Source organism: Pseudomonas sp. UME65 (assembly GCF_014170225.1).
In the GTDB taxonomy this organism is placed as follows: domain Bacteria; phylum Pseudomonadota; class Gammaproteobacteria; order Pseudomonadales; family Pseudomonadaceae; genus Aquipseudomonas; species Aquipseudomonas protegens.
In genome coordinates this window covers 218,998-244,849 of sequence record NZ_LZZQ01000011.1, presented here as the reverse complement: position 1 = coordinate 244,849, position 25,852 = coordinate 218,998, and the positions used below count along the sequence as shown (strand labels likewise).

Annotated in this window: 23 protein-coding genes and 1 tRNA gene; 15 read left to right on the top strand and 9 right to left on the bottom strand. The window is 63.3% G+C overall.

What is annotated here, in order from left to right; translation table 11 throughout:
• Window positions 1–29 precede the first annotated feature (29 nt).
• The 9 genes from speB (at window position 30) to A9971_RS12110 (ending at window position 7,976) form a co-directional block, all read left to right on the top strand.
• Entirely contained in the window at window positions 30–986 is a 957-nt protein-coding gene (gene speB, locus A9971_RS12150; RefSeq protein WP_011058702.1) for an agmatinase, read from the top strand.
• A gap of 113 nt (window positions 987–1,099) precedes the next feature.
• Window positions 1,100–1,175, top strand: a tRNA-Thr gene (locus A9971_RS12145).
• Window positions 1,176–1,439: 264 nt separating this feature from the next.
• The gene (locus A9971_RS12140; RefSeq protein ID WP_011058701.1) at window positions 1,440–2,423 is read left to right on the top strand and encodes an AraC family transcriptional regulator; all 984 of its coding nucleotides are present in this window, start codon (window positions 1,440–1,442) and stop codon (window positions 2,421–2,423) included.
• 161 nt (window positions 2,424–2,584) lie between these two features.
• On the top strand, window positions 2,585–3,619 hold the full coding sequence (locus A9971_RS12135) for a DUF1254 domain-containing protein (RefSeq protein ID WP_152685878.1): 1,035 nt from the start codon (window positions 2,585–2,587) through the stop codon (window positions 3,617–3,619).
• A gap of 213 nt (window positions 3,620–3,832) precedes the next feature.
• Window positions 3,833–4,684 (top strand): MipA/OmpV family protein, encoded by an 852-nt coding sequence (locus A9971_RS12130; protein WP_077933212.1) that lies wholly within the window; start codon window positions 3,833–3,835, stop codon window positions 4,682–4,684.
• Between the two features lie 35 nt (window positions 4,685–4,719).
• Window positions 4,720–5,547 carry a phosphatase PAP2 family protein gene (locus A9971_RS12125; protein ID WP_183000651.1) on the top strand — a complete coding sequence of 276 codons (828 nt, stop codon included), beginning with the start codon at window positions 4,720–4,722 and terminating at the stop codon, window positions 5,545–5,547.
• 13 nt (window positions 5,548–5,560) lie between these two features.
• Window positions 5,561–6,355 (top strand): hypothetical protein, encoded by a 795-nt coding sequence (locus A9971_RS12120; RefSeq protein ID WP_183000650.1) that lies wholly within the window; start codon window positions 5,561–5,563, stop codon window positions 6,353–6,355.
• Between the two features lie 79 nt (window positions 6,356–6,434).
• Window positions 6,435–6,821 carry a c-type cytochrome gene (locus A9971_RS12115; RefSeq protein WP_183000649.1) on the top strand — a complete coding sequence of 129 codons (387 nt, stop codon included), beginning with the start codon at window positions 6,435–6,437 and terminating at the stop codon, window positions 6,819–6,821.
• 24 nt (window positions 6,822–6,845) lie between these two features.
• Window positions 6,846–7,976: a lysozyme inhibitor LprI family protein gene (locus A9971_RS12110; RefSeq protein ID WP_019094895.1), complete on the top strand. Its 1,131-nt coding sequence runs from the start codon at window positions 6,846–6,848 to the stop codon at window positions 7,974–7,976.
• Window positions 7,977–8,048: 72 nt separating this feature from the next.
• Here the strand turns inward: A9971_RS12110 and A9971_RS12105 are convergent, their stop codons facing one another.
• The 5 genes from A9971_RS12105 to A9971_RS12085 all read right to left on the bottom strand — a co-directional run bounded on the left by A9971_RS12105 (window position 8,049) and on the right by A9971_RS12085 (window position 12,260).
• Window positions 8,049–8,744: a tetratricopeptide repeat protein gene (locus tag A9971_RS12105; protein WP_011058694.1), complete on the bottom strand. Its 696-nt coding sequence runs from the start codon at window positions 8,742–8,744 to the stop codon at window positions 8,049–8,051.
• 5 nt (window positions 8,745–8,749) lie between these two features.
• Window positions 8,750–9,415 carry a hypothetical protein gene (locus A9971_RS12100; protein WP_259652325.1) on the bottom strand — a complete coding sequence of 222 codons (666 nt, stop codon included), beginning with the start codon at window positions 9,413–9,415 and terminating at the stop codon, window positions 8,750–8,752.
• Window positions 9,416–9,622: 207 nt separating this feature from the next.
• The gene (locus A9971_RS12095) at window positions 9,623–10,909 is read right to left on the bottom strand and encodes an OprD family porin (protein WP_183000647.1); all 1,287 of its coding nucleotides are present in this window, start codon (window positions 10,907–10,909) and stop codon (window positions 9,623–9,625) included.
• 238 nt (window positions 10,910–11,147) lie between these two features.
• Window positions 11,148–11,537: a nuclear transport factor 2 family protein gene (locus A9971_RS12090; RefSeq protein ID WP_015633792.1), complete on the bottom strand. Its 390-nt coding sequence runs from the start codon at window positions 11,535–11,537 to the stop codon at window positions 11,148–11,150.
• A gap of 27 nt (window positions 11,538–11,564) precedes the next feature.
• Window positions 11,565–12,260 carry a DsbA family protein gene (locus tag A9971_RS12085; RefSeq protein WP_011058689.1) on the bottom strand — a complete coding sequence of 232 codons (696 nt, stop codon included), beginning with the start codon at window positions 12,258–12,260 and terminating at the stop codon, window positions 11,565–11,567.
• Window positions 12,261–12,522: 262 nt separating this feature from the next.
• Here A9971_RS12085 and A9971_RS12080 point away from each other — a divergent pair, with 262 nt between their 5' ends.
• Window positions 12,523–14,622: a TonB-dependent siderophore receptor gene (locus A9971_RS12080; RefSeq protein ID WP_011058688.1), complete on the top strand. Its 2,100-nt coding sequence runs from the start codon at window positions 12,523–12,525 to the stop codon at window positions 14,620–14,622.
• A gap of 81 nt (window positions 14,623–14,703) precedes the next feature.
• Here A9971_RS12080 and A9971_RS12075 read toward each other — a convergent pair whose 3' ends face one another.
• From A9971_RS12075 to A9971_RS12060, 4 genes are all read right to left on the bottom strand, one after another.
• Window positions 14,704–14,904, bottom strand: coding sequence for a hypothetical protein (locus A9971_RS12075; RefSeq protein ID WP_011058687.1), 201 nt, complete (start codon window positions 14,902–14,904; stop codon window positions 14,704–14,706).
• Between the two features lie 244 nt (window positions 14,905–15,148).
• Complete coding sequence (gene aguA / locus A9971_RS12070) at window positions 15,149–16,255, bottom strand: agmatine deiminase (RefSeq protein WP_183000646.1); 1,107 nt, start codon at window positions 16,253–16,255, stop codon at window positions 15,149–15,151.
• 5 nt (window positions 16,256–16,260) lie between these two features.
• Window positions 16,261–17,139: an N-carbamoylputrescine amidase gene (gene aguB / locus A9971_RS12065; RefSeq protein ID WP_183000645.1), complete on the bottom strand. Its 879-nt coding sequence runs from the start codon at window positions 17,137–17,139 to the stop codon at window positions 16,261–16,263.
• A 265-nt stretch (window positions 17,140–17,404) separates the two neighbouring features.
• Window positions 17,405–20,323, bottom strand: a complete 2,919-nt coding sequence (locus tag A9971_RS12060; RefSeq protein WP_183000644.1) for an aminotransferase — start codon at window positions 20,321–20,323, stop codon at window positions 17,405–17,407.
• A gap of 239 nt (window positions 20,324–20,562) precedes the next feature.
• On the opposite strand from A9971_RS12060, the gene rfbB reads away from it, so the two are divergent.
• The 5 genes from rfbB to A9971_RS12035 are packed head-to-tail and all read left to right on the top strand — an operon-like array spanning window position 20,563 to window position 25,780.
• A complete protein-coding gene (gene rfbB, locus A9971_RS12055; protein WP_015633786.1) occupies window positions 20,563–21,645 on the top strand; it encodes a dTDP-glucose 4,6-dehydratase in 1,083 nt (360 codons plus the stop codon).
• Window positions 21,642–22,517, top strand: coding sequence for a glucose-1-phosphate thymidylyltransferase RfbA (rfbA, locus tag A9971_RS12050; RefSeq protein WP_183000643.1), 876 nt, complete (start codon window positions 21,642–21,644; stop codon window positions 22,515–22,517). Before rfbB ends, rfbA begins: the two co-directional genes overlap by 4 nt.
• Window positions 22,514–23,059 carry a dTDP-4-dehydrorhamnose 3,5-epimerase gene (gene rfbC / locus A9971_RS12045; RefSeq protein ID WP_183000642.1) on the top strand — a complete coding sequence of 182 codons (546 nt, stop codon included), beginning with the start codon at window positions 22,514–22,516 and terminating at the stop codon, window positions 23,057–23,059. Before rfbA ends, rfbC begins: the two co-directional genes overlap by 4 nt.
• On the top strand, window positions 23,056–23,937 hold the full coding sequence (rfbD, locus tag A9971_RS12040; protein WP_015633783.1) for a dTDP-4-dehydrorhamnose reductase: 882 nt from the start codon (window positions 23,056–23,058) through the stop codon (window positions 23,935–23,937). The genes rfbC and rfbD overlap by 4 nt, the downstream gene beginning before the upstream one ends.
• A 34-nt stretch (window positions 23,938–23,971) precedes the next feature.
• Window positions 23,972–25,780, top strand: coding sequence for an ATP-binding protein (locus tag A9971_RS12035; protein WP_041115219.1), 1,809 nt, complete (start codon window positions 23,972–23,974; stop codon window positions 25,778–25,780).
• Window positions 25,781–25,852: the final 72 nt, after the last annotated feature.

The following is a 25,852-nucleotide window of genomic DNA, read 5'->3' as shown; positions in this document are numbered from 1 at the left end:
ATCCTTCACAGCGAACAAGGAACCCCGCCATGTCCAAGCCCTTTCCCCAACCCGTGGATGCCGCCCTGGTCCCACGCTTCGCCGGCATTCCAAGCTTCATGCGCCTGCCGCTGTTCAACGACCCGGCCCAGGTGCAGATCGCCCTGGTGGGCGTGCCCTGGGACGGCGGCACCACCAACCGTGCCGGTGCCCGCCACGGCCCGCGGGAGGTGCGCAACCAGTCGAGCCTGATGCGCAAGGTGCACCATGTCAGCCGCATCGCCCCCTATGACCTGGTCCGGGTCGGTGACCTGGGTGATGCACCGGTGAACCCCATCGACCTGCTGGATTCGCTGAAACAGATCGAAGGTTTCTTCAGCCAATTGCACCAGGCCGGCGCCGTGCCCCTGGCGGTGGGTGGCGACCACCTGGTGACCCTGCCGATCTTCCGCGCCCTGGCCCGCCACCGCCCCATCGGCATGGTGCACTTCGATGCCCACTCCGACACCAACGACCGCTACTTCGGCGACAACCTCTACACCCACGGCACGCCCTTTCGCCGCGCCATCGAAGAAGGCCTGCTGGACCCCAAGCGCACGGTGCAGATCGGCATTCGCGGTTCGATCTACAGCGCCGACGACGAGGCTTTCGCCCGGGACTGCGGGATTCGCGTGATCCACATGGAAGAGTTCGCCGACATCGGCGTCGAAGCCACCCTGGCCGAAGCCCGGCGCGTGGTGGGCGACGGCCCGACCTACATCAGCTTCGACGTCGACGTGCTCGACCCGGCCTTCGCCCCCGGCACCGGCACCCCGGAGATCGGCGGCATGACCACCCTCCAGGCCCAGCAGATGATCCGCGGCCTGCGCGGCCTGAACCTGGTCGGCGCCGACGTGGTGGAAGTCTCGCCGCCCTTCGACGTCGGCGGCGCCACCGCCCTGGTGGGCGCGACCCTGATGTTCGAGCTGCTGTGCATCCTCGCCGAATCGATAGCGCAAGGCTCCTGAGGAGGGCCAGCCGATCGTTTGCCAGCGGACACGGCCCTGAGCGCTTCGCAAAAATAGTCAGATTTCAGGGGTTTACAGAAGCCCGCCAATCGCTATAATCGTCGCCCTGACACGCCGGTATAGCTCAGTTGGTAGAGCAACTGACTTGTAATCAGTAGGTCCCGGGTTCGACTCCTGGTGCCGGCACCATACAAAACAAAGCCCTCGCAGCGATGCGAGGGCTTTGTTGTTTCCAGGGTCAAACAATCCTCTCCCGATGCCTTCAGCACCTTGCTGGACCCGGTATCGCCGCGCTTCAGCCCCCTTACCCTTCTTCGCAAGTCCCACAAGCACAATGTCCTTCGTGTTTAATGCACATCGCTAGCACGACTCCGGCAAGTGTTTTGCGCTAGTGTTTCCTGCGGACTCGGACGTTCCTCACGTGCACGGCCTTTGAACCAGGTGCAAACGCTCATGACCCATGCAACGCCCTCCATCAAACTCAGCACGCTTCAGCAAATAGCGCCCTACCTGAGCATGCGCGGGGTGTCGCCGCTGGAGTTCTTCCGGCGTTACGGGATTTCCCCGCAGGTTTTTCAATACCCGGATGCCTGGGTGCCGCGAGCGACCTGTTTTCACATCGCCAATGAAATGGCCGCGGTCGCACAGGACCCCTTCGCGGGTGCAACGGTGGGGCACCTGATCGAAGTACGCTCACTCGGCGCCTGGGGCGGGTTGATCCTGGGTTCGACCAACCTTGCCCAGGCGTGCGCAGTGGCAGCGATCCATACGGACTTACTGCATCAAGGAAGTGACGTAAGAATCGTTACCGAAGGCCGTACGACGAAGCTGATCCAGCAATTCACCGGGCAGCACGGGGCTGATCCGAAGCAGGTCATTCTCGGCACTCTGGCGCTGCTGAGGAAAGTGCCGCTCATGTCCGGCGAGCCTTGCGCCATACGGGTGCATCTGCAAAACCCGCGGGAGCGAGGAGATGAGGCGCTGGAGGAGTACCTGGGGCCGAATCTGCACATGAACGCGAAGCACAACATGATCGAATTCGACCGTGAGCTGCTCGACACCCCTCTGCAACCTGCCCGGGATGACGCCTGGAAAGTCACCGAGGCCTTGAAGTCGACCGCGCAAGCCGCCGGTGTGCTGATCGAACGGATCGCGGATCAGGATCGATCCAAACTTACCGCTATTTCAAGAAACATCGGCTTGTCTTCCCGAACGCTACAGCGTCGCCTCAAGTACTGCGGCATCGACTTCGAAGACCTGCGTGACGAGACCCGTCGCAGCGAAGCACTGCAATTGATTGCCAGCGGCAAATACACCGCGACCGAGATTGCCTACATGGTGGGCTACAGTGATCAGGCGCACTTTACCCGAGCCTTCAAGCGCTGGACCGGAAGTTCGCCGTCGCGCTACCGCTCGCTCTTGAAAGATGATCGTTAACCTCTTCGCCTGACCCTCCCGCCCCACTATCGGGCGCCTTCAAATAACCCACTTCGCGGTACTTGCCTGTTGTGCTTTTGGCACCAAATGGCAAGTTTTCAGCAGGGTGTTCTTATAAAGTCTGAAAAGGTAATGCCCACTTAAAAGAGCTAGAGGTTTTCATGCCCGATTCATCCACGGCCTGCATCGTCGCCCTGACGCTGGCCACTTTTGCCAGTGCACACGCTCAGTCATCCGCTGATGCGCCGGTGCGGGTAAATGTCGATAACTTTGCTCGCGCCGAGTCCGACCTCTACATGGGCAAGAGTGTGAAGAGTGGAGGCTTGGGGCGGTTTGTTCACAGCCGCGAAGCGGTTGCCATCGACGCTCAGGATGTCATCCGCATGAACAGGGACACGCTTTACTCGTCAGCGGTGTTCGATCTCGATGCCGGCCCGGTGACTGTCACCTTGCCTGAAGCCGGTGAGAGGTTCATGTCGATGCAAGTGGTCAACGAAGATCACTACGTGCCAGCAGTCATTTATGGGCCCGGTCCCCATACGCTGGCGAAAGAGGACATCGGCACACGCTATGTATTTGTCGCTATCCGCCTGTTCTTCGACCCCATGGATCGCAAAGACCTCGAGCAGGTGCATGCGCTGCAGGACGCCATCCAGGTCAGCCAGGCCAGGCACGGGGAGTTCGTGGTTCCGAAGTGGGATCAGGCGAGCCAGAAAAAAGTGCGTGATGCCCTGGCTGTTCTGGGTTCGACCCTTCCCGACTACAACCAGTCCTTTGGCCCGAAAGGCAGGGTCGATCCGGTGCGCCACCTGATCGGAACCGCAACGGGCTGGGGCGGCAACCCGAGCAGGGACGCCATCTACCTCGGAGCAGTATTGCCGCACAACGATGGAAAAACCGTCTACCGGCTCAAGGTCGAACAGGTACCGGTCAAGAGTTTCTGGTCTGTGAGTGTTTACAACGCCGACGGGTACTTTCAGAAAAACCCCTATGACGCCTATTCGCTGAACAACCTCACTGCCAAGAAAAGTGCCGATGGTTCAATTGTCATCCAGTTCGGGGGTTGCGAGGCCAAGGTCGTCAATTGCCTGGTTACGACACCCGGCTGGAACTACACCGTCAGGCTCTATCGACCGAGTAACGAAATACTCAGTGGCCAATGGCGTTTTCCAACGCCCGAGCCCGTCGATTTGTAAATTCGAGTATTCGAGCAAGTGCAAGTTTGTCGAAACGACGGACTCCTGCCATCGGTACTTGTAAACGCACTGGGGCGATCAATGAGGCCAGCGCTTGCGCCGGGGGTTTACCGGCCTGCACTCGCCTCGGATACCAGCACCTGCAAGTTGAATATTGGTGATCAACTCAGCAATGGCTCTGCACTACAGAGTTCACACCCAAGGAAATGAACAATGACACTCAAGGATCATTCACATTCTTTCAGGTCTCCCGTGGTGTTCTCCCTAAGTGCAGCCCTTGCATTGATGCTGGTGCCGCCTGCCCAGGCTGCCCCGGCCGATTCAGGCGGCACGCCATCGGTAACGGTAGGCGGCGGCTTGGCTGTTGGCCCGTTGTACCAGGGCTCTTCCCACTACGCCGCCTTCCCGTCACTGAAGCTCAAGGCGGTCATGCCGACCCAGGACTGGGGCACCTTTACCGCGGCCTTTCCGGAAGGGCTGCGGTGGGATCTGCCGGGGCTGGCGCCTTTCGGCGTGGCCCTGCTGGTGGGTTATGACCCGGGGCGCAAGGAACGCATTCACACCCTGGACGGCCGTGATGACTACCTGCGGGGCATGGGCAACCTGGACAGCACCGCCCTGGTGGGGGCGGAAGCGTACTGGATCCTGCCCGCCGGCCGCTTGTTCGTACGCGGCCTGCAATCGAGCCAGAGGCGCAATTACGGTGGCGAAAGCCTGGGCCGTACGACGTACCTGGAAGCCGGGGTCGCCACCACCTACCCGCTGTCTTCGACCTTGACCCTGGACTCGACGCTGTACGGCACCTGGAGCAACGAGAACGACATGATGGCCCGCTTCGGCGTCACCGCCCAGCAAGCCGCACGCACCCGGTTCGATGAATACCACCCCGGTGGCGGGATGCGCGACGTGACCTTGAAACTGGGCCTGACCTGGCAATGGCAGCCACAGCTGGCGCTGGAAGGTGGCATCAAGACCTACGCCCTGGTCTCCGACGCCCGTGACAGCCCGCTGACGGGGGAAAAGGTCGGTGCCGGAGCCTATCTAGACGCCTTGTACCGGTTCTGATCAGCCGTGGTCATGGATAGAAAAGAGAACGCACGATGAAAAAAATACCTGAACCCTTCGCGGTGACACTGTCCCTGGCCGGCCTGCTCTGGTCGGCATGGGCGCTGGCCGAGGACGCCGCCACGAAGGTCACCGACCCGCACTTCAAGCTGGCGCCAGGCTACCTTGAACCGGCTGACTTGCCTGTACGCCTGGCCTTGCTCGGGACCCCGCCAAAACCGGGCTCCGCGGCCCTCGCGCGGGATGAAGAAGCACGGCGTGCGGCGCTGGCGCTGCGTGGCTCGAGCCGGGAGAAACTCGCGGCAACCGATGCAGAACTGTCATTCCCCGGCCCGGCGAAAACCTTCTCTTGCGCGCTGGGCACGCAGATCAGCGAAAAGAGCACACCCCATCTCTATACCTTGATGCAGCGCACCCTGACGGATGCGGGGGGCTCCACCTACGCCGGAAAGAATGCCTACAACCGTACTCGCCCCTTCGTGGTGCACGACGAAGGCACGTGCCGCAAGGACATGGAGCCACTGCTGCGCACGGATGGCTCCTGGCCCTCCGGCCACTCCGCCGCGGGCTGGGCCTGGGGCCTGGTCCTTGCCGAGATCAGCCCGGCCCGCGCCACCGAACTGATGACCCGTGGCCTGGCATACGGCCAGAGCCGGGTCATCTGCGACGCCCACTGGCAGAGCGACGTGGACGCTGGCCGCATCATGGGGGCCGCGACGGTGGCCAGCCTGCATGGCAATCCGGCATTCCTCGCCGATCTGGCGGCCGCGAAGGAGGAGGTCAAGGCGGCGCAGCAGGCCGGCCTGAAGCCTACCGAGGACTGCGCAGCCGAAGGCGTGGCTCTTGGGCTGACCCAGCACTGATCGGAGAAACAGCATGATCCACCGTGACCATCCGCACTCACCGTTGCTGCACCGGCGTACCCGCCTGGCGCTGCTGCTGGGCGCCTTGACGACCGCCGGAACCAGCCTGCCGCCCGTGGCCATGGCGGCAGACGACGATGGCTGGCGGTTCAACGGCGGCCCGTACGTGTGGGGCGCCGGGATCCGCGGGCACGTAGGCCACCGCAGCACAGGGACCCAGTTCATCAAGTCCGACTTCTCGGACATCGCGCGCAGTGTCGACATGTCGGTGATGCTGATGGGCGAAGCGCGGCGCGGCCCCTACAGCGTGCTCGCCGACCTGATGTACATCGACACCAACACCCGCAACCGGCTGCCAGCCGGAGCGCTGGCGTCCAAGCTTGAGGTGCAGAGCAAGACCGCCTCGGGTTTCCTGGGGGGCGGCTACCAGGTGCTGGGGGATGACGATCATCGCCTGGACATCGCCGGCGGCGTGCGCGTCTGGTACAGCAGCACCAGCCTCACCCTGCACGGTGGTCCGGCCGGGGGCCTGTCGGGCTCGGACAAGGCCACCTGGGCCGACGCGATGGCGGGGTTGCGCGGGCACTACGCCGTGAACGAGCGGTTCTGGCTCTCCGCCTGGGGCATGGCGGGCGCCGGGCAGTCCCGGGAAGACTGGGACCTGGCCGCACTGGCGGGCTGGGAGTTCCTGCCGGGCTTTTCGGCGGTGGCCGGCTACCGGGCCATGGGGGTCGATTATCGCCATGACGGGTTTGTCTACGACATCGTCCAGAAGGGCCCGCTGCTGGGTATCAGTGGGCGCTTCTGAGCCTTGTATCGCAAGGCTCCCCCCAGGCATGCGCTTCATGCTCCAATAGCCGCCGATTCCAGTTGCACGCAGGCCGCCCATGAAGCCCATCGCCGTATCGATCCTGACCCTGTTGCTCCACTCCCTGCTATTCAGCGCCCCGGCCCTGGCCAGTGATGCCGAAGCCGGCGCCAAGCTGTTCAAGCGCCTGTGCAGCGGCTGCCATAACATCGGGCCTTCGGTACGCAGTTCCTTCGGGCCGCAGCTCAATGGCATCATCGACCGCCCTGCCGGCAGCGCCGCGGACTACCAGTACTCGACGGCCATGAAGTCCTCGGGCATTGTCTGGAGCCGGGACAAGCTCATCCAGTACCTGGAAGACCCCAAGGCCGTGGTGCCCGGTACCCGGATGATTTTCTGGGGGCTGAGCGATGAGGAAAAAATCGATAATCTGCTGGCCTATCTGCAGACGTTCCAGACCCCCTGACCCGTTTTCGACAAGGATGTGTTGATGAAGCTCCCTTTGCTCTCGCTGGCGGCCATGAGCCTCGCCCTGGGCGCGCTGGCGCCCGATCTGCAGGCCGCCGGCTTCGACTGCGCCAAGGCCTCGACCCAAGTGGAAAAGACTGTCTGCGCCACGCCGACGCTGTCCGCCAAGGACGAGGAGATGACCCGCCGCTACCAGGCGCTGAAGCACTTGCAGGTGTTCCGCCTGCTGCAAGGCCACTGGTTGAAGAACACCCGCAATACCTGCCCCGACACCGATTGCCTGGAGTCGGTCTACCGGGCCCAGGTGAAAATGCTCACGTCGCTGCCGATTCCTCCCGAGCCCGCCCCGGACGCACTGCGCCCACTGGCTCCCGGCGAGGCGTACCTGGTCTATGACCCGGACGACTGGCAGAACTTCACCCTGGCCACCTTCAACAGCACCCTGCCCCAGGGCGACCAGCAGATCGTCGATGCCCAGGTGATAGCCGGGGTGCTGCATGTGGTGCTGTTTGTCGGGCGCTATCAGCAGGGCAAGCCGGTGTATGTCGGCACCCTGTATGAGTACGCCGATGACCAGCCGGGGCTGCATCCCATCGCCCAGGACATCGCCTTCGCCGGCTGGGCCAATCCCGGGGCCAACGACCAGGGGCCGCGCTACGCCGGGATAGTCGATGGCCAGTTCTACTACCGCGAGCAGCTGGCGGGCCAGTTGCAGCAAAGCATGGTCTACCGCCTGGGTTCGCGCAGCGCGCCCGCCAGCACCCAGCAGGTGTTCCAGGTTGGCTCCAACACCTTCATGCACGCCCGGGCGCGGGTGGAGCAGGACCTCAATCGCGACAGCAGCCAGCTGTCCCTGAACTATGACCGCGCCAACGCGGGCAGCCATTCGGAGAACATCACCGAGCAGAAACAGCCCGATGCCGGATGGGCCATCGTCAACCCGACCTGGAGCACCACGCGCCCGGTGCTGTACTTCGATAACCAAGGGCCCCGGGCCTGTATCTGGCGGGTCGATATGCGGGGCAAGGAGTTGTCGAAGATAGTCACCGATCACGACGCGATGTCGGCCCGGCCGGTGGATATCCATGGCCGTGAAGCGGTGGTCTACCTGCAGGGTAACCAGCTGAAGTTCGCCATCAATCCGGACGACTGACGAACAGCGCTCGCGGATAAAAAAAGGCTCGCGATCAGGCGAGCCTTTTTTATTGCATCAACCACGCTGCATTCAAGGCAGCTTGATCTTGTACTCGGCCAGCTTGGCCTGGTGCTGCGGCTCGACGTACTTCTGGTTCACCAGCTTGGCGAACTGGGCAAAGTCGGCGCGAGCGTCGTCGGTCTGGCCCAGTTTGTCGTAGGCCAGGCCGCGGTGGTAGAAGGCCCAGGCATAGTCGGGCTGCTTCAACAGGCCGGTGCTGTAGGCTTCCGCGGCCTCGCGATAGCGACCCAGGTCGTACAGCGTCTGGCCTAGGTGGTAGTAAGTCGGCATGTTGAAACCGCTGCCCTTGCCCGCCTCGCCCAGGTTGTTGTCAAGGTTGGACTGCACCAGCTCCAGGGCCTTTTGCGGGTTGCCCGCTTCGCGATACAGACGGCTCAGGTCCAGCACCGCCCGAGCATCGGGCTTGGGGCCCAGCTCGATGGATTTTTCCTTGGCGGCGATGGCTTCCGGGTAACGCTTGAAGCTGGCGTAGGCATCGGATTTGAGCCAGTACACCAGGCTCTGCATGGGCTGGCTCAGCTGGTTCTTCTCAAGGCACAGGTCGGCCTCTTGCAGCACCACGTCGAATTTTTCGGCCTTGGAAGCCTGGCCCACCATGCGGCAATGGGCGTAGTTGATCTGGTCCTGGCTCTGCAGGCTGGCGCAGCCAGTCACAGCAAGGGCACACACAAGCAGGAGCGACCCGCGTACAGACAATGAAGGCATGTTTTTCAATCCAGCAGATGGGCGTTGAGGTCAGGGCGATACACCTGCAGCAACGGCGCGGTGACCGTACCCTGCAAGCTGCAGAAGATCGTGGTGCGGCCGGCAATCGGTGCGTGGGTGGTACCGATGTCGATGCTCAGGATGCGTTCGACATAACCGAACGGCGTAGCCACGCCACCGCCCGCCAGGCCTTCGGTGCGCCACTGGTCGATGGGGTCGCCGACCCGGCGGATCTCCATCCGGCTCATGGCGCTGCGGTCTTGCTTCAGGCGGCTGTTGTCCACCAGCAGCGGCTTGAGCGCCGCTGCCACATCCTTGGGCTGGCCCTCGGCGACAAAGCCCCAGAACAGCAGGTTGCCCACCGACTTCAGCGACTGGGCTTCGTTGTAGTAGCCCACCAGGCGCACGCCATTGACCAGCAGCGGCTGTTCGAAGGCCTGGTAGCGCCCGCCTTCCTGCAAAGGGTTCATGACCTTGGGCGCGCTTACCGCACCGTACCGGGCCAGGCTCAAGGTGCCGGTCGGCAGTCGGGCGGTATTCAGGTTCTGGAAGAACTGCGCATCGCAGCGGGAGAAGTCGCTCAGCAACTGCTCGGGCGCAGTCGCTTGCTGGCCGTGGGCGATGCTGGCGACGCTCAGCAGGCACAGGCCGGATAGCAGGGTACGGAACATCGAAATCATCCGTGAGGAGACAGGGGGGGTGGACTGTAACAAGATTGATATGCGCCAACCACTGGCTGAAAAAAGCACCCGGGCGAGAACAGTCACCCGCCATCCCGGGCATTTCTGCATCCCGGATGCCCAGGCACAAAAAAGCCCCGAACCAGTCGGGGCTTTTTCCATTGCGCCACCTGAAGTCAGGCGGTGATCAGGCGTTCATCAGAACACGTTGATCGGGTAGTCGACGAACACACGCAGTTCGTTGCCACCCACGTTGTACTCGGAAGACTTCTGCGAAACCCGCAGTACCGAGCTACGTACTTTCACACTCAGGTCCTTGGCTGGACCGCTCTGTACCACGTACTTGAACTGGTTGAAGATTTCACGCTCGCTGCCGCCAGTGGTAGTGGAGGTGGTGATATTGTCGCCACGCACGTAGGCCACGTTATAGGTCAGGCCCGGTACGCCGAAGGCGCCGAAGTCCAGACCGTAGCCCAGCTGCCAGCTGCGCTCGTCTTCGGCGTTGAAGTCGGACCAGTAGGAGTTGGCCAGGTAGATGGTGTTGCCGCCATCGCCCACGCGGTTCTGACCGCGCTGGTAGCCGCCGTAGGCATAGCCCAGGTGGCTGTCGCCGGTGCTGCGCTGGTGCGCCAGGGTGAAGGAGTGCGGGCCCATGGCGTAGGTGGCTGCCAGGCTCCAGATCTTGTTGTCTTCGCCGCCGGCTTTAGCCTTCTCGGCGTAGGACTTGTCCAGCTCGGTACGGTAGCCGTTGAAGTCCAGGGTCAGGGACTGGTCAGTGGCCAGCGGGAACACGTAGTTCAGGTTGATGTACTGCTTCTTCAGCACGTCTTCGACGTCGGAAGCGTACAGCGCGCCCTTGAACTGCTCGGTGAACTGGTAGCTACCGCCCAATACGTTGATCGACTTCAGGCCACCACTGTCACGGCCTTCGGCGCTCTTGCGCGATTCGGCGGTGAAGTGACCTGCGTTCAGCTCCAGGCCCTTGATCTCCTTGGAGGTGATCAGGGTACCGGTGTAGCTTTCCGGCAGCAGGCGCGAGTTGTCGTAGTTCAGCACCGGCAGGGCCGGCATCTGGTCACCGTAGGTCAGCACAGTGTTGGAGAAACGGAACTTGACTGCAGCACCGGCCTTGGCCAGGTCGTCTGCAGCGCTACCGCTGTCACCCTGCTTGAAGAAGTCGATGCCGCCGGCACCGCTGCGACCCTTGCCGCCGTCCAGGCGCAGTGCGTACAGGCCGAAGGCGTCAACGCCCACGCCCACGGTGCCTTGGGTGAAGCCCGAGGAGAAGGTGCCGATGAAACCCTGGCCCCATTCAGCCTTGTCCGGGTTGCCATCTTTGTAGTCACGGTTGATGTAGGCGTTGCGCAACAGCACTTTCAGGCTGCTGTCTTCAACAAAACCCTTGGCGTCGGCCTGGCCGTCGGCCATGGCCTGTGTAGCGCTCAAAATCCCCAGTGCAATCAAGCAGATCCGCTGTTTAAACATTTTATTTTCCTTATTACGGTTTGGTGACGCGCTGTGAGCTCCGCGGCTATGGCGATTGAACGCTCTTCTACCGTTGAAACAAAAAAGCCCGACCGCGGGTGAGCACGGTGGGCCTTTTATTATTCTGAAATATGGCTCCTGGCCACAGGCGTTGGGGCGAATCCTATCTGCGCCTTTAACAACGTGTCAATTTCGTGAATCGTCTTTGAATAGCTGAAAATATTCTAAGAACTGCGGGCTAGAGCATTGCCAGCTGCACACTGTGACTGTCCACGAATTGTTCGAAGTGGGTGACCTTGCCATCTTTAAGTGTCCACAAGTGAGCCACCCGTACATCGATCGGTTTGCCCGAGGCCTTGTAGACGCCCTGGTAATTGCCATAGGCGAACACCTTGTCGCCCTGGGCCACATAGTTCTCGACCTTGAAGGTGAAGTCCTGCCATTCCGAGCCCAGGCGCTTGAAGACGTGCTCCAGCACCGCCTCGAACCCTATATAGGTGCCGGCATAGGGAAAGCCCGCCGCCTCGGTCCAGCGGGCATCGGGGGCCAGGGCCGCTGCGGTGTTGCGCGCATTTTCCTGGGAGTTGGCACCTTCGTAGGTGCTCTTGATCAACGCTAGGTTATCCATGGGTGACTCCACGCAGGTCAGGTGAGTTCAGGGTGTGCAACCGTCCAGGCCACAGGCCTGGACCACGCCATCGTGAGGGCCGCTATCGGCGCCCAGGGAGGTCTTCAGCCAGTCGGCGAAGGCCTCGGGTTTGCCCAGCCAGGGGCTGATGTCGAGCAGCTGGTAACGACCATCGCGCTCCAGCACCAGGGTCGGGAAGCCTTGCCCGCCGACCTTGGCCAACAGGGCCCGGCTGGCCTTTATATGGTTGTCCAGTTCATGGGCCACCGCCTGGTCGAAGGCCGCCTCGAAGGCGGCCGGGGCAAACCCCTGGGCCTGCGCCAGCTCCAGCAGCACCTGCCGGTCGGCGATCCTGCGTCCTTCCAGATAATGCGCCGTCTGCAACCGGCCCAGAAATTCCAGGCCCCGCCCTTCCATAGCCTGGGCCGCCAGTACGGCGGCAATCGGCGGCGCCGAGTCGAAGGTGGCCGTCTCATCCCGCAGCAGGCCCTCGAAATAGGCCTGGCCAAAAGGCTGCCCGGTGTACTCGGCGATCCGCCGGTCATGGGGCATGACGTAATCGCGCAGTTGCGGCGAGACCGGCTGGCGGTTGCGCCCGGTCATCATGCCGCCGGCATGGGCCACCACCGGCACCACCGCCTGGGCGGCCTGCACCAGCGGCTTGGCACCGTAGCACCAGCCGCACAGGGGGTCATAAATATAGTGAAGGGTGGCCAAGGACATATCTGGGCTCCAGCAAGGTCTTGAAAATTCGATGTCACGCAGACTAGGCCGCGCGCGCCAAGGGAAAAACCTCGAATTGGCTTTTAGTCTGTTGCTGTAACCGGTCGAATCCGTCTGTTTAGCCTCAGTATGCGAACCGATACCCGAAAGATACATTCAGAAACAAATAGCCCGGGGAACTTATTAGGGAATATTTAACATCTGTTAATGACAAGCATTACCATTAGCACCCTCGAATTCCCCCTTCTCGGATGCGTTTCAGATGCCTGCCCATTTCCGCCTCATGCCCCTGTCCCTGGGTCTTTGCACCCTGCTGGCCAGCGGTTTTGCCTGCGCTGCCAGCACTACCCTGCCGATGACCTCCATCAGTGCCGAGGCCGAAGCCGACCCCGATGACCCACGGGTCAAGGAAGTCAGCACTGCAACCCGTACCTCGACCCCGGCGCGCTACGTGCCCCAGGCCATCGACACAATCAAGACCGCCAACGTGCTGGACTACGGCGTCAACGACCTGGGCAGCGCCCTGAGTGGCATTCCCAACGTCAGCAGCGGCTCGGACACGCGCTTCGACAGCCTGCGGATCCGCGGCTTCGATGCCAGTAACGACTTCTACCTGGACGGCATCCGCGACGACAGCCAATACGTGCGCGACCTGCACAACATCGAGCGCATCGAAGTGCTCAAGGGCCCGGCGGCAGTGCTCTACGGCCGTGGCAGCCAGGGCGGGATCATCAACCGGGTGAGCAAGCTGCCGGAATTCGGCCGCCGCTCCAGCGTCGAAGTCCAGGGCGGCAGCCAGGACCTGCGCAGCCTGTATGCCGACCTCAGCGCCGACCCGACAGAGAACATCAGCCTGCGCCTGAACCTGGGCAACGAGGACCGGAACAGTTTCCGCAAAGGCGTCAGCGGCAACCGCCAACTGTTCGCCCCGTCCATGAGCTGGCAACTGACCCCGGACCTGAACTGGCTGGTGCAGTACGAATACAGCCGCTACAACCGCACCCCGGACCGCGGCATCCCCGGGGTCAACGGACGCCCGGCGGACGTCAGCCGCGACACCACCTACGGCGATCACCGCGACTACATCGACGACAAGTCCCAGTCCCTGCGCTCCAAGCTGAGCTACGAGCTCAGCGAGAACTGGCAACTGCGCCACACCCTGGGGGTATTCAAGCTCGACAGCGACTTCGACAACACCTACCAGACCGGCTACAACGCCACGACGGGCAAGGTCCAACGCCAACGCTGGCAGCAGGACCTGAAGACCCGCAACGTCTACAACAACACCGAACTGGAGGGCCGTTTCGACACCTTCGGCCTGGAACATCGCCTGCTCACCGGCCTGGAGCTCGGCAGCCAGCGCCGCGACCCGATCCTCTACAACGCCGCCACTTCCGGGCCGGGCAGCCAGGCGGTGCCCGCCGTCGACCTGTACAACCCCAACCCGTACCAGAGCCACACCGGCCGCATGCAGGTCTCCAGCAACAACCACACCGAGGTCGAAAGCCGGGCCCTCTATGTGCAGGATCAACTGCGCCTGAACGATCAATGGCAATTGCTCGCCGGCCTGCGCTACGACAACTTCGATGTGCAGACCAGCAACCGCAAGAACGGGCTCTCCGAAAGCCGCGAGAGCCACAGCGTCAGCCCGCGCCTGGGGGTGGTCTGGACGCCGCTGGAGCACCACTCGTTCTATGCCTCATGGAGCAAGTCGTTCTCACCGGTGGGCGGCGGCCTGATCGGCATCACCCCGAACGCCGCCGGTAACGGCAACGACCTGAGCCCTGAGCTCACCCGGCAGAAGGAAGTCGGAGTCAAGAGCGACTGGCTGGGCGAACGCCTGAGCACCACCCTGGCGGTGTATGAGCTGGAGCTCTACAACCGTCGCACCTCCGATCCGCAGGACCGCAGCATCACCCTGCTCACCGGGCTGCAACGCTCCCGCGGCATCGAGCTGACGGGCACCGGCAAGATCGTCGGCAACTGGTACCTGCGCGGCGGCATCGGCCTGCAGGACGCCGTGGTGGTCAAGGACAACAACGGCTTCGAAGACAAGCGCGTGAACAACGTCGCCAAGCGCAATGGCAGCCTGTTCATCACCTGGAAACCGGAACTGGGCTGGTACGCCGAGACCGGCCTGACCCTGGTCGGCGACCGCTTCGCCGATAGCAGCAACACCGTGGCGCTGCCCGGTTATGGCCGCTGGGACGCCCTGGCCGGTTACCGGCACAAGGACTGGGACGTACGCGCTGCGCTGAACAATATCGCCGACCGCGAGTACTACAGTTCCGCCACCAGCGCCTTCCAGATCCAGCCGGGCGACCCTCGCAGCCTGGTGGTCACCGGCAACTACCGCTTCTGACACCCGGACGCCCGGCATCTGAATGCCAGGCAAAAAAAAGCGCTGCCATCCCGGCAGCGCTTCGCACAATCCCTTGTTTGTCTATCCTTTCACCACATCCCACAACGCCTGCAGTTCCGCCTCGCTGAGCAATCCAGCGGGGTAACGCTCAATGATGATCCGGCGCGGATCAGGTTCCCTGATCTGACGCGTTCCATTGGACTTCAACCACTGGGCCAGCACCTGCAGCGACTCGTTATTCATTGCCAAGGGATGGGACGCCCGCTCGCTGACCATGTTCATTCCAGCGCTCTCCTGGTATCTGAGCGGCCTAACTTATCCAAGCTTTATGACAGAACAACACCGTTCTCCATGTCTCAGAATCACGCCAGGAGAGATACAAGAGCTATGCCAATGTGCCACCCGTGCCGATATACGGCCATGAAAAAGCCCGCGGCCTGTCTAGGCTGCGGGCTGGCTGGTGAAGCTCAGGCCACGGGCCGGGCCGGCACCGGCAAACAACCGGCATCGGCTGTTACAACGGCACTCAAATCCGCTGTGGCGCGGGCTGTTGCTGGGTAAGGCAGTGGATATTGCCGCCCCCCAGTAACAGTTCACGGCCCGGCACCATCACCACTTCGTGCTCGGGAAACAGCTGCTGCAGGATGGCCTTGGCCTGGGCGTCCATCGGGTCGTCAAAGCTGGGCGCGATGATCCCGCCATTGACGATCAGGAAGTTCACGTAGGAACCCGCCAGCCGCACCGAAGGGTTGCGCTCCTGGCTGCCCTCTACCGCGTCGACCCCGGCGCATTCCTCTTCGGTGGCGTACAAGGGGCCGGGAATCGGCATCTTGTGCACCTTGAAGGTGCGGCCCTTGGCGTCACGGGTGTTTTCCAGCACCTGCAGGGCGGCCTGGCAACGCGGGTAGTTCGGATCCTGGGGATCGTCGGTCCAGGCCAGCAGCACTTCGCCCGGGCGCACATAGCAGCAGAAGTTATCCACATGGCCGTCGGTTTCGTCGTTGTACAGGCCGTCCGGCAGCCAGACGATCTGCTCCACCGCTAGATGCTCGCGCAGTACCGCCTCGATCTCTTCGCGGGACAGGTGCGGGTTGCGGTTGTGGTTGAGCAGGCATTCCTCGGTGGTGATCAGGGTGCCTTCGCCATCGACGTGGATCGAGCCACCTTCGAGCACGAAGCCCTCGGTGCGGTACTCCTGGCAACGTTCGATTTCCAGCACCTTGCTGGCGACCTGCTCGTCGCGGTTCCACGGCGAATACAGGCCGCCTTCGAAGCCGCCCCAGGCGTTGAATCCCCAGTGCACGCCGCGCACTTCGCCGCTGGCGTTGATGACGAAAGTCGGGCCGGTGTCGCGGACCCAGGCGTCGTCGCTGGACATTTCCACCACACGGATATGGGGCACGTCCAGGCGTGCCCGGGCGTTTTCATACTGGGCCGCGGACACGGCCACTGTCACCGGTTCAAAGCGCGCGATGGCCTTGGCCACCGCGGCATGGGCGGCCTGCGCCGGCTTGCCGCCCAGGCGCCAGTTGTCCGGGCGCTCGGGCCAGATCATCCAGGCCTGGGTCTGGGTCGCCCATTCGGCGGGCATGTAGAAACCGTCGGCGCGCGGCGTGCTGTGCAAAGTGCTCATAGTGTTCAGGACTCCAGGGAACCGTCGAGGGTTTTCAGCGCGCCATAGAGGTTCGGACGACGGTCACGGAAACTGCCCCAGGCGCTGCGGATGTGCTCGAGCTCGTCGAGGTCGAAGCTGTGCACAAGGATACCTTCTTCAGTTTGGTTGAGCTCCTGAACCTTCTCGCCGAACTGATTGGCGATGAAGGACGAGCCGTAGAAGGTGATGTCGTAGCCGTCCTGCTCTTCGTTGCCGATGCGGTTGCTGGCGATCAGCGGCATCAGGTTGGCCCCGGCATGGCCCTGCTGCACCCGCTGCCAGTGGTCGCGGGAGGAAATTGTCTGGTCGTGGGGCTCGCTGCCGATGGCGGTGGGGTAGAAGAGAATCTCCGCGCCTTGCAAGGCCATGCTGCGGGCGCACTCGGGGAACCACTGGTCCCAGCAGATGCCCACGCCGATCTTCGCGTAGCGGGTGTTCCATACCTTGAAGCCGGTATCGCCCGGGTTGAAGTAGTACTTTTCGTGGTAGCCGGGGCCATCCGGGATGTGGCTTTTCCGATAAATTCCGAGGTTGCTGCCATCGGCATCGATGATCGCGATGCTGTTGAAACGCGCCCGCCCGGCCAGCTCGTAGAAGCTGATGGGCAGCACCACTTGCAGCTCCCTGGCGACTTTCTGGAAGTGCGCGATGGCGGGGTTGCTGTCCACCGTGGTGGCCAGTTGCAGGTAATCCGGATTGGGCTTCTGGCAGAAGTAAGGCGCCTCGAACAGTTCCTGGATCAGGATGATCTGCGCCCCCTTGGCCGCGGCTTCGCGTACCAGTTTCTCAGCGGTTTCGAGGTTGGCCTCAAGGTCCCAGGAACAGGCCATCTGGGTAGCGGCGACGGTAACGGTACGGCTCATGGATCAACTCCTGGGCAAGGCGAAGCGGTCGATGACAACGGACACAAGGCACCGGGCACGGCGAGGCCGGGCCTGGATATGGCCACTTTATATCCGATAAATATCGACCTTAAAAGCTGAAAAACCATTAACCACGATAAATTAACGACAAAAAGCCGATAACAATCGAATTATAAAGAAACGCATTCGCCGGCAAGCCGGCTCCTACCAAGCGTTGCAGGAGCCGGCCGGCGAATGGAGGTCAACGCAAAGCAGAGCCCTGCGCCTACAGCTCTTCGCTCAACACCTTGGCCAGCATGTCGACGAAGAAATCCACGCTCTGGCGAGTCGTGACCATCGGCGGCTTGATCTTGAGGATGTTCAGGTGATCGCCGGTAGGTTGCATGAAAATCCCCAGCTCGCGCAGGCGTTCGCACAGCAGGGTGGTTTCCTCGGTGGCCGGTTCCAGGGTGGCGTGATCGCGGATCAGTTCCAGCCCAAGGTAGAAACCGGAACCATGCACCGCTCCCACCAGCGGGTGGTTTTCCTTGAGCGCCTCCAGGCGCTGCCGGAAGTGTTCACCGACCACCTGGGCGTTTTCCCAGAGTTTCTCTTCCTGCATCACGTCCAGCACCGCAATGCCGATGCGGCAACTGACCGGGCTGCCGCCGGACGAGGAGAAGAAATAGCCTTCGGCCTCCAGCGCTTCGGCGATTTCCCGCCGGGTGATCACCGCACCCAGGGGCTGGCCGTTGCCCATGCCCTTGGCCATGGTGATGATGTCCGGGGTCACGCCCTGCTCCTCGAAGCCCCAGAAGAACTGGCCCATGCGCCCGTAGCCGACCTGGATCTCGTCGGCGATGCACACCCCGCCCCGAGCCCGCACCCGCTCGTAGACCTGCTGCAGGTAGCCCGGTGGCAGCGAAATCCCTCCGGCGTTGCCATACACGGGTTCGCAGATGAAACCGGCCAGCTGGCGTTGCTGCTCATCCAGCTTGTGCAGTTGCTGGTCGACGCTGCGCAGGTAGTGCGGGGTGCTGTCCTGGCCGCGGAACTCGCCGCGATAGGTGTTGGGCGCGGTCACCGGGTGCACCCACTCCGGACGGCTGGTGAGGGCCTGGGGGTTGTCGGCGATGGAGGTGGACACTGCGTCAGCCGCCACCGACCAGCCGTGGTAGGCCTCCAGCACACTGAGCATGTCGCGCCCGCCGCTGTAGGCCCAGGCCAGGCGGATCGCCAGGTCATTGGCCTCGGTGCCGCTGTTGACCAGGAACACCCGGTCCATGGAATCCGGTGCCAGGGCCAGCAGGCGCTCGGAGAACTCGGCGATCGCCGCATAGTGGAAACGCGAGTTGGTGTTGAGCAGCGACCATTGCCGCGCCGCTTCAGCGGCCATGCGCGGGTGACCGTGGCCCAGCACCGCGACGTTGTTGAGCATGTCCAGGTAGGAACGCCCCTGCATGTCGATCAAGTGGTTGCGCCAGCCGCGCTCGATCCGCGGCGGGTCGAGGTAATAGTGCTTCTGCGAGCGGGCAAAACTGGCGTCACGACGCTCCAGCAGGGTTTGCGGATCCAGTTCCGGCTCGGCATCGCAGGCCAGCCCCAGCAGCGCCGCCGGCGAGGGGCAAAGGGCTTGCCAGGCCGGGGCTCGGGACGGTGTACAGAACAGCGGCGGATCCAGTTCGGCAGCGCGACACAGCTGCACCTTGAGCCGACCATCCGCCGCCACGGCGCCCAGCACCTGGCCCTTGACCAGCGCCGCTCCCGGCTGCAACGAAGGCTCGACGCCCCACAGGTGCACACTCAGGGTCGGGCCATCGAGGCGCAACAGGCCTTGCTCGCCACGGTGCAGGACCCCGGCGAACGGCGCTTCCACAGCGGTGCCTGGCGGCACTTGCAGTTGTACATGCAAGGGGCAGGTCGAGGGTTCCTCGGCGCTATCGGGACGGGTCTGCGACAGGCGGTACTGTCCATAGCGGCTGGCGGCCAGGCCATGGGCGGCGCCAGCTTCGGCCAACAGGCGATCGTCGATCCCCGGCTGCTCCCAATTGCCCGCCTCGAAGTGCGGGCTGAGCACGCCCAGGTCGATCAGGGCGAATTCGCGCCCCACCAGGCTCGGCAACAGCGGGGCGAACCCTTCAGCGCCGATGGCAGGCAGTGCGTGCCCGACAGCGGTGAGAATCGCCGCCTCCATGAACTCGAACGACACCGAGTTGGCGACCTGGAAAATCTCCCACTCGTGGCTCAGGTTGGCACGGCTGTAGGCATTGCCCGGGTCGATGCAGACCTGCTGCTCGCCACTGAGCACCAGCACCGCCGCCCGGGCCACGATCAGAGGCCAGAGCGCCAGCAGCTCCGCCCGTTGCAACGGGTTGACCTGATGGTAGGCCTGGATCGCCGGGAGGATGCGCAGCGGGTCGCCCTCGGCGTGATGCAGCAGCGCCGCGCAGGTCACCGACAGGTCGGTGATGCGCCAGGTGCGGATCAGGTCGCCGAAATCGATCACCCCCTGCACCTGCCAATGCCGTGCTTCATCCCGCTGCCAGACCACGTTGTCATCGGTGATGTCCATATGGATGGCCTGCACCGGCAGTTGCTCCAGCAGCGGATGCAGGCGGCGCTCGGCGCGTTGCGCGGCGCTGGCGATCACCGCTCGTTGCTGCGGGTCGGCAATGACCGGCAGCAGATGCCCGATCAATGCCTGGGCATGCCGGGCGTCCCATTGCAGGGTGCGCTCCAGGCCCGGATGCTCGAAATCCGCCAGGGCCAGGTCCATCTGCCCGCACAGCCGGCCCAGGCCCGCCACCAGCTCGCCGCCCAGGTGCGGCAGCTGGGTCAGGGAGCGGCCTTCTATATAGTCCAGCAGGCGCACGTGCAGCGCTTGCCCGGCGATCTCCAGGGACAGCAGGTCCGCGCCGTTTGTCGCCGGGATGACCCTGGGCACTCGCAGCTCCGGGTGCTGTTGCAGATGCTTGAGGCCGGCGTGCTGCGCCTGCAACTCCAGGACCGAGTAGTCGCCGCGGCAGATCTTCAGGACAAACCGCCCCTGGGGGCTGTCGACGCGATAGTTGAGGTCTTGCTGGCTGCCCAGCGAGTGCAGGGTGCCGTGCAGGCCGTAGTGGCTTTCCAGCAACTCCAGCGCTTGCTGCGCTAAGACTTGCGGGCTGGGCAGACTGGCACGGTGGATCAAGGTGGCGAGCAACATACAACGACCCCTGGAATTGTTATAGGGCGCTTATATCGCCACTGCGCAAGTTAATGCGCAACCCCAAAGCGCACAGGCAAGACCAGAGCCTTGCCTGCTGTAAACTTCGGCCGGCGAAATTTCCGACGGTTCGCAGAGCAATCAAGCGGTTGTTGCTATTGCACCCTAGGCGTCCTATCGACAAGCTATGCTGCATTCGTCGCAGCAAATGACCGTTTTCAAGGATACAGGCCCCAAATATGCGCATTCTCGTTACCGGCGGAGCCGGTTTTATCGGCTCGGCCCTGGTCCGCCATCTGCTTCAGCACACGGAACACGAAGTGCTGAACCTGGACAAACTGACCTACGCAGGCAACCTGGAATCGCTGCACAGCATCGCCAGCAACAGCCGCTATGAGTTCGTCAAGGCCGATATCGTCGACCAGGCCACCGTCAGCGCCGTGCTGGCGCGCTTCCAGCCCCACGCGATCATGCACCTGGCTGCCGAGTCCCATGTCGACCGCTCCATCGACGGGCCGTCCGACTTCATCCAGACCAATATCGTCGGCACCTACAGCCTGCTGGAAGCGACCCGCGCCTACTGGCACACATTGCCCGAGGCGGAAAAAGCCGCTTTCCGTTTCCACCATATTTCCACCGATGAGGTCTATGGCGACCTGCATGGCGTCGATGACCTGTTCACCGAAACCACGCCCTACGCCCCCAGCTCGCCCTACTCCGCCAGCAAGGCCGCATCCGACCACCTGGTCCGCGCCTGGCAGCGTACCTATGGGCTGCCGGTGCTGATCACCAACTGCTCCAACAACTACGGCCCGTTCCACTTCCCCGAAAAGCTGATTCCGCTGGTGATCCTCAACGCCCTGGCAGGCAAACCGCTGCCGGTGTACGGCAACGGCCTGCAGGTGCGCGACTGGCTGTATGTCGAGGATCACGCCCGGGCCCTGTTCAAGGTGATGACCGAAGGCACGGTCGGCGAGACCTACAACATCGGCGGCCACAACGAGCAGAAGAACATCGACGTGGTACGCGGCATCTGCAGCCTGCTGGAAGAGCTGGCCCCGCAGAAACCCCAGGGCGTGGCTCACTACGCCGACCTCATCACCTTCGTCCAGGACCGCCCCGGCCACGATCTGCGCTACGCCATCGACGCCGGCAAGATCGAGCGCGAGCTGGGCTGGGTTCCGGAAGAAACCTTCACCAGTGGCCTGCGCAAGACCGTGCAGTGGTACCTGGAAAACCTCGAGTGGTGCCGCCGGGTACAAGACGGCAGCTACCAGGGCCAACGCCTGGGTTCCACCGACATCAAGGATCTGATTGCATGATCAAAGGCATTGTTCTGGCGGGCGGCTCCGGCACCCGTCTGCACCCCATCACCCTCGGTGTGTCCAAGCAGCTGCTGCCAATCTACGACAAGCCGATGATCTACTACCCGATCTCGGTACTGATGCTGGCCGGCATCCAGGACATCCTGATCATCTCCACCCCCCAGGACCTGCCGCAATACCGCAACCTGCTGGGTGACGGCAGCCAGTTCGGCGTGCGTTTTTGCTACGCCGAACAGCCTTCGCCGGATGGCCTGGCCCAGGCCTTCCTGATTGGCGAGGAGTTCATCGGCAATGACCCGGTGTGCCTGATCCTGGGCGACAACATCTTCCACGGCCAGTACTTCGGCGAACAGCTGCGCGATGCCGCCAAGCGCACCCGAGGTGCCACGGTGTTCGGCTACTGGGTCAAGGACCCGGAGCGTTTCGGGGTCATCGACTTCGACAGCGAGGGCCGTGCCCTGTCCATCGAAGAGAAACCCAAGAAGCCGAAGTCCAGCTACGCGGTCACCGGCCTGTATTTCTACGACAATGACGTGGTGCAGATTGCCAGGGACGTCAAGCCTTCGCCCCGGGGCGAACTGGAGATCACCGACGTCAACAACGCCTACCTTAAGCGTGGCGACCTGCACGTGGAGCGTTTTGGCCGGGGCTTTGCCTGGCTCGACACCGGCACCCACGACAGCCTGCTGGAGGCCTCGCAATACGTGCAGACCATCGAGCATCGCCAGGGCCTGAAAGTCGCCTGTCTGGAAGAGATCGCCTATGAGAACCGCTGGATCAGCCGCGAGCACCTGCTGGAGCGCGCCGCTTACTTCGGCAAGACCGGCTATGGCCAGTACCTGTTCACTCTGGCGGGGGAGACCCAATGAACATCATTCAGACAGAGCTCACCGGTGTACTGATTATCGAGCCCAAGGTCTTTGGCGACGAGCGTGGCTTCTTCTACGAGAGCTTCAATGCCAAGGCCTTTGAAGAGGCCACCGGCTTGCAGAAGAGCTTTGTACAGGACAATCACTCGCGATCCGTCAAGAACGTCCTGCGTGGTCTGCACTACCAGATTGAGCACCCGCAGGGAAAACTGGTCCGGGTGATTGCCGGCGAGGTTCTGGACGTAGCCGTCGATATCCGGCGCAGCTCCCCGAACTTTGGCCGTTGGGCAAGTGTTCGCCTGTCTGCACATAACAATCGCCAACTATGGATTCCCGAAGGGTTCGCCCATGGCTTCGTAGTACTCAGCGACGCTGCCGAGTTTCTCTACAAGACCACCGATTACTACACGCCTTCTGCTGAGCGTTGCATCAGCTGGGACGATCCGACCCTGGCGATCAACTGGCAGTTGCAGGATATGCCAACGCTCTCGGCCAAGGACCAGAAAGGTAATAGCCTAGAAGAGGCCGATCTGTTCCCATGAACGCTCCTCTGAAAATCCTTATCAGCGGCCAGCACGGCCAGGTCTCCCGGGAGCTGCAGCAGCGCCTCGGCGACCTCGGTGAGCTGGTGGTCCTGGGTCGTGAGCAACTGGACCTGAGCCACCCGGAACAGATCCGCCAGCAAGTGCGCGCCATTCGCCCGGACCTGATCATCAATGCCGCCGCCCACACCGCCGTCGACCAGGCCCAGAGCGAGCCGGAGCTGGCTTTTGCGATCAACGCCACGGCCCCCGGGATCTTCGCCCAGGAAGCCTTCGAGCTGGGTGTGCCGCTGATTCACTACTCCACCGACTACGTGTTCGATGGCAGCAAGGAAACGCCCTATGTTGAGGACGACGAGCCCAACCCGCTGAGTGTCTACGGCGAGAGCAAGCTGGCTGGCGAACGGGCGATCCGGCTGGTCCAGGGCCAGCATTTGATCCTGCGCACCAGCTGGGTCTACTCCAGCCATGGCAAGAACTTCCTGCTGACCATGCAGCGCCTGCTGCAGGAAAAACCCGAGCTGCGGGTGGTGGCCGACCAGATCGGCGCGCCCACCTGGGCCGGCACCATCGCCACCAGCACCCGGGCGCTGATCGAGCGTTGGCGAGCCGGGCAGCCCGGCGCCTGGGGCACCTACCACCTCACCGCCCACGGCGAGACTTCCTGGTTCGGCTTTGCCCAGGCCATCGGCGAGCAGTTGCTGGCCATGGACAAACCCTGCGCCGTCCTTGAAGCCATCCCTTCCAGCGCTTACCCGACACCGGCGCCGCGGCCGTTGAACTCGCGCCTGGACTGCAGCCGCCTGGCACGGGAGTGGGGCGTGGTCCAGCCGGACTGGCACACCGCATTGCGCGAGTGTCTTGCCGAGCAGGGCTAGGCATAATGCGCCTGTATCCACAGGCGCCTTTTCCATGACCCCACCCCTTCCCCGTCGCCCTCGCTGGCGCAGCTTGGCCTTGCTGGCACTGTGCCTGGCGCCGTTGCTGTGGCCACTGGAGCATCTGGCGGAGCGCTACTACCGCAACGAGCTGACCAGCCAGAACCGCCAGACCCTCGACCTGTACGTGGCCAACCTGCTGGGCACCCTGCACCGCTACGAAGTGCTGCCGCAGATCCTCGGCGACCTGCCGGCACTGCGCGCGGTACTCGGCGCCCCGGACGATGGCGTGACCCAGGGCAACGCCAACCGCCTGCTGAAGAACATCAGTGCCCAGACCGGCGCCGAGGTGATGTACCTGATGGACACCAGCGGCAAGACCCTGGCAGCCTCCAACTGGGACAAGCACGACAGCTTCGTCGGTCGCAATTTCGCCTTCCGCCCCTATTTCAGCGAGGCTATGGCCGGGCGCCTGGGGCGCTTCTTCGGCCTGGGCACCACCTCGGCCAAGCGCGGTTACTTCTTTGCTGCCGCGGTGCGCGATGGCGAGCGGATCCTTGGCGTGCTGGTGGTCAAGGTCGACCTGGACCACACCGAAAGCCTCTGGGGACGGACCCCCGAGCAATTGCTGCTGACCGACCACAATGGCGTGGTGATCCTCACCTCGCGCCCGGAATGGCGCTTTCGCGCGACCCGGCCGCTGAGCGACGAGGAACGCCAGGCGATCGTCGCCATCCAGCCCTATCCGACTCGCGACCCAAGGCCGCTGAACCTCAACCCCAATGCCTGGCTGACCCAAACCCAGCAGATCGACGAAACCCGCTGGGCCGTGAGCATCCTCGCGCCGCGCACCCTGATCGACCGGCCGGTGCGCACGGTAGTGGCCGTGGGCGCCGCCGCGCTGCTGGTGCTGATGCTGTTGCTCGGCCTGATGATGCAGCGCCGCCGCCACTATCTGGAGCGGATCGCCTTCGAAGCCAAGGCGCGGCGCGAGCTGGAGATGCGTGTGGCCGAGCGCACCAGCGACCTGGAAAGCCTCAACCGGCGCCTGAAGCAGGAAGTGCTGGAGCGCGAGAACGCCCAGCAGGAACTGGTGCGGGCCCAGGACAACCTGGTCCAGGCCGGCAAGCTCTCGGCTCTGGGCACCATGTCGGCCAGCATCAGCCACGAGCTCAACCAGCCCCTGGCGGCGATCCGCAGCTATGCCGAGAACGCCGAAGTGCTGCTGGACCACCAGCGCACCGACGACGCCCGAGGCAACCTCAAACTGATCAGCGAACTGACCGGGCGCATGGCCTCGATCATTGCCCACCTGCGGGCCTTCGCCCGGCGCGATCACCACGCCCCGGAAAGCGTGGCCCTGCAACCGGCCCTGGACGACGCCCTGGCGCTGCTGGCCAAGCGCCGCCGGGCCATGGAAGTGGAACTGATCCGCGACCTGCCGGCTGCCACCCTGTGGGTCGAAGCCGGGGAAACCCGCCTGCGCCAGGTACTGGGCAACCTGCTGGCCAATGCCCTGGATGCCCTGACGGAAAAAGGCCCACCGCGCAAACTCTGGCTGAGTGCCGAATCCACCGCCACCGGCGTCAACCTGTACATTCGCGACAACGGTCCGGGCTTCTGCATGGAAGCGCTGGGTCGCGCCGGAGAGCCGTTCTACACCACCAAGACCCGTACTCAGGGCCTGGGCCTGGGGCTGGCCATCTGCGACACCCTGATGCGTGCCTTCGGTGGTGAACTGTCATTCGCCAACCACCGCGAAGGCGGGGCCCTGATCACCCTGCGCCTGCGGGCCGGGGCCCCCGGAGTCAGCCTGCAGCCCTCCGAGGACCGCGGGGTATGAAGCAGAGCGGCACCCGATATCAACCCTGTCCGGCCCGGCGCTCCCGGCCCCGACACGATCTGGAAAGTGAGC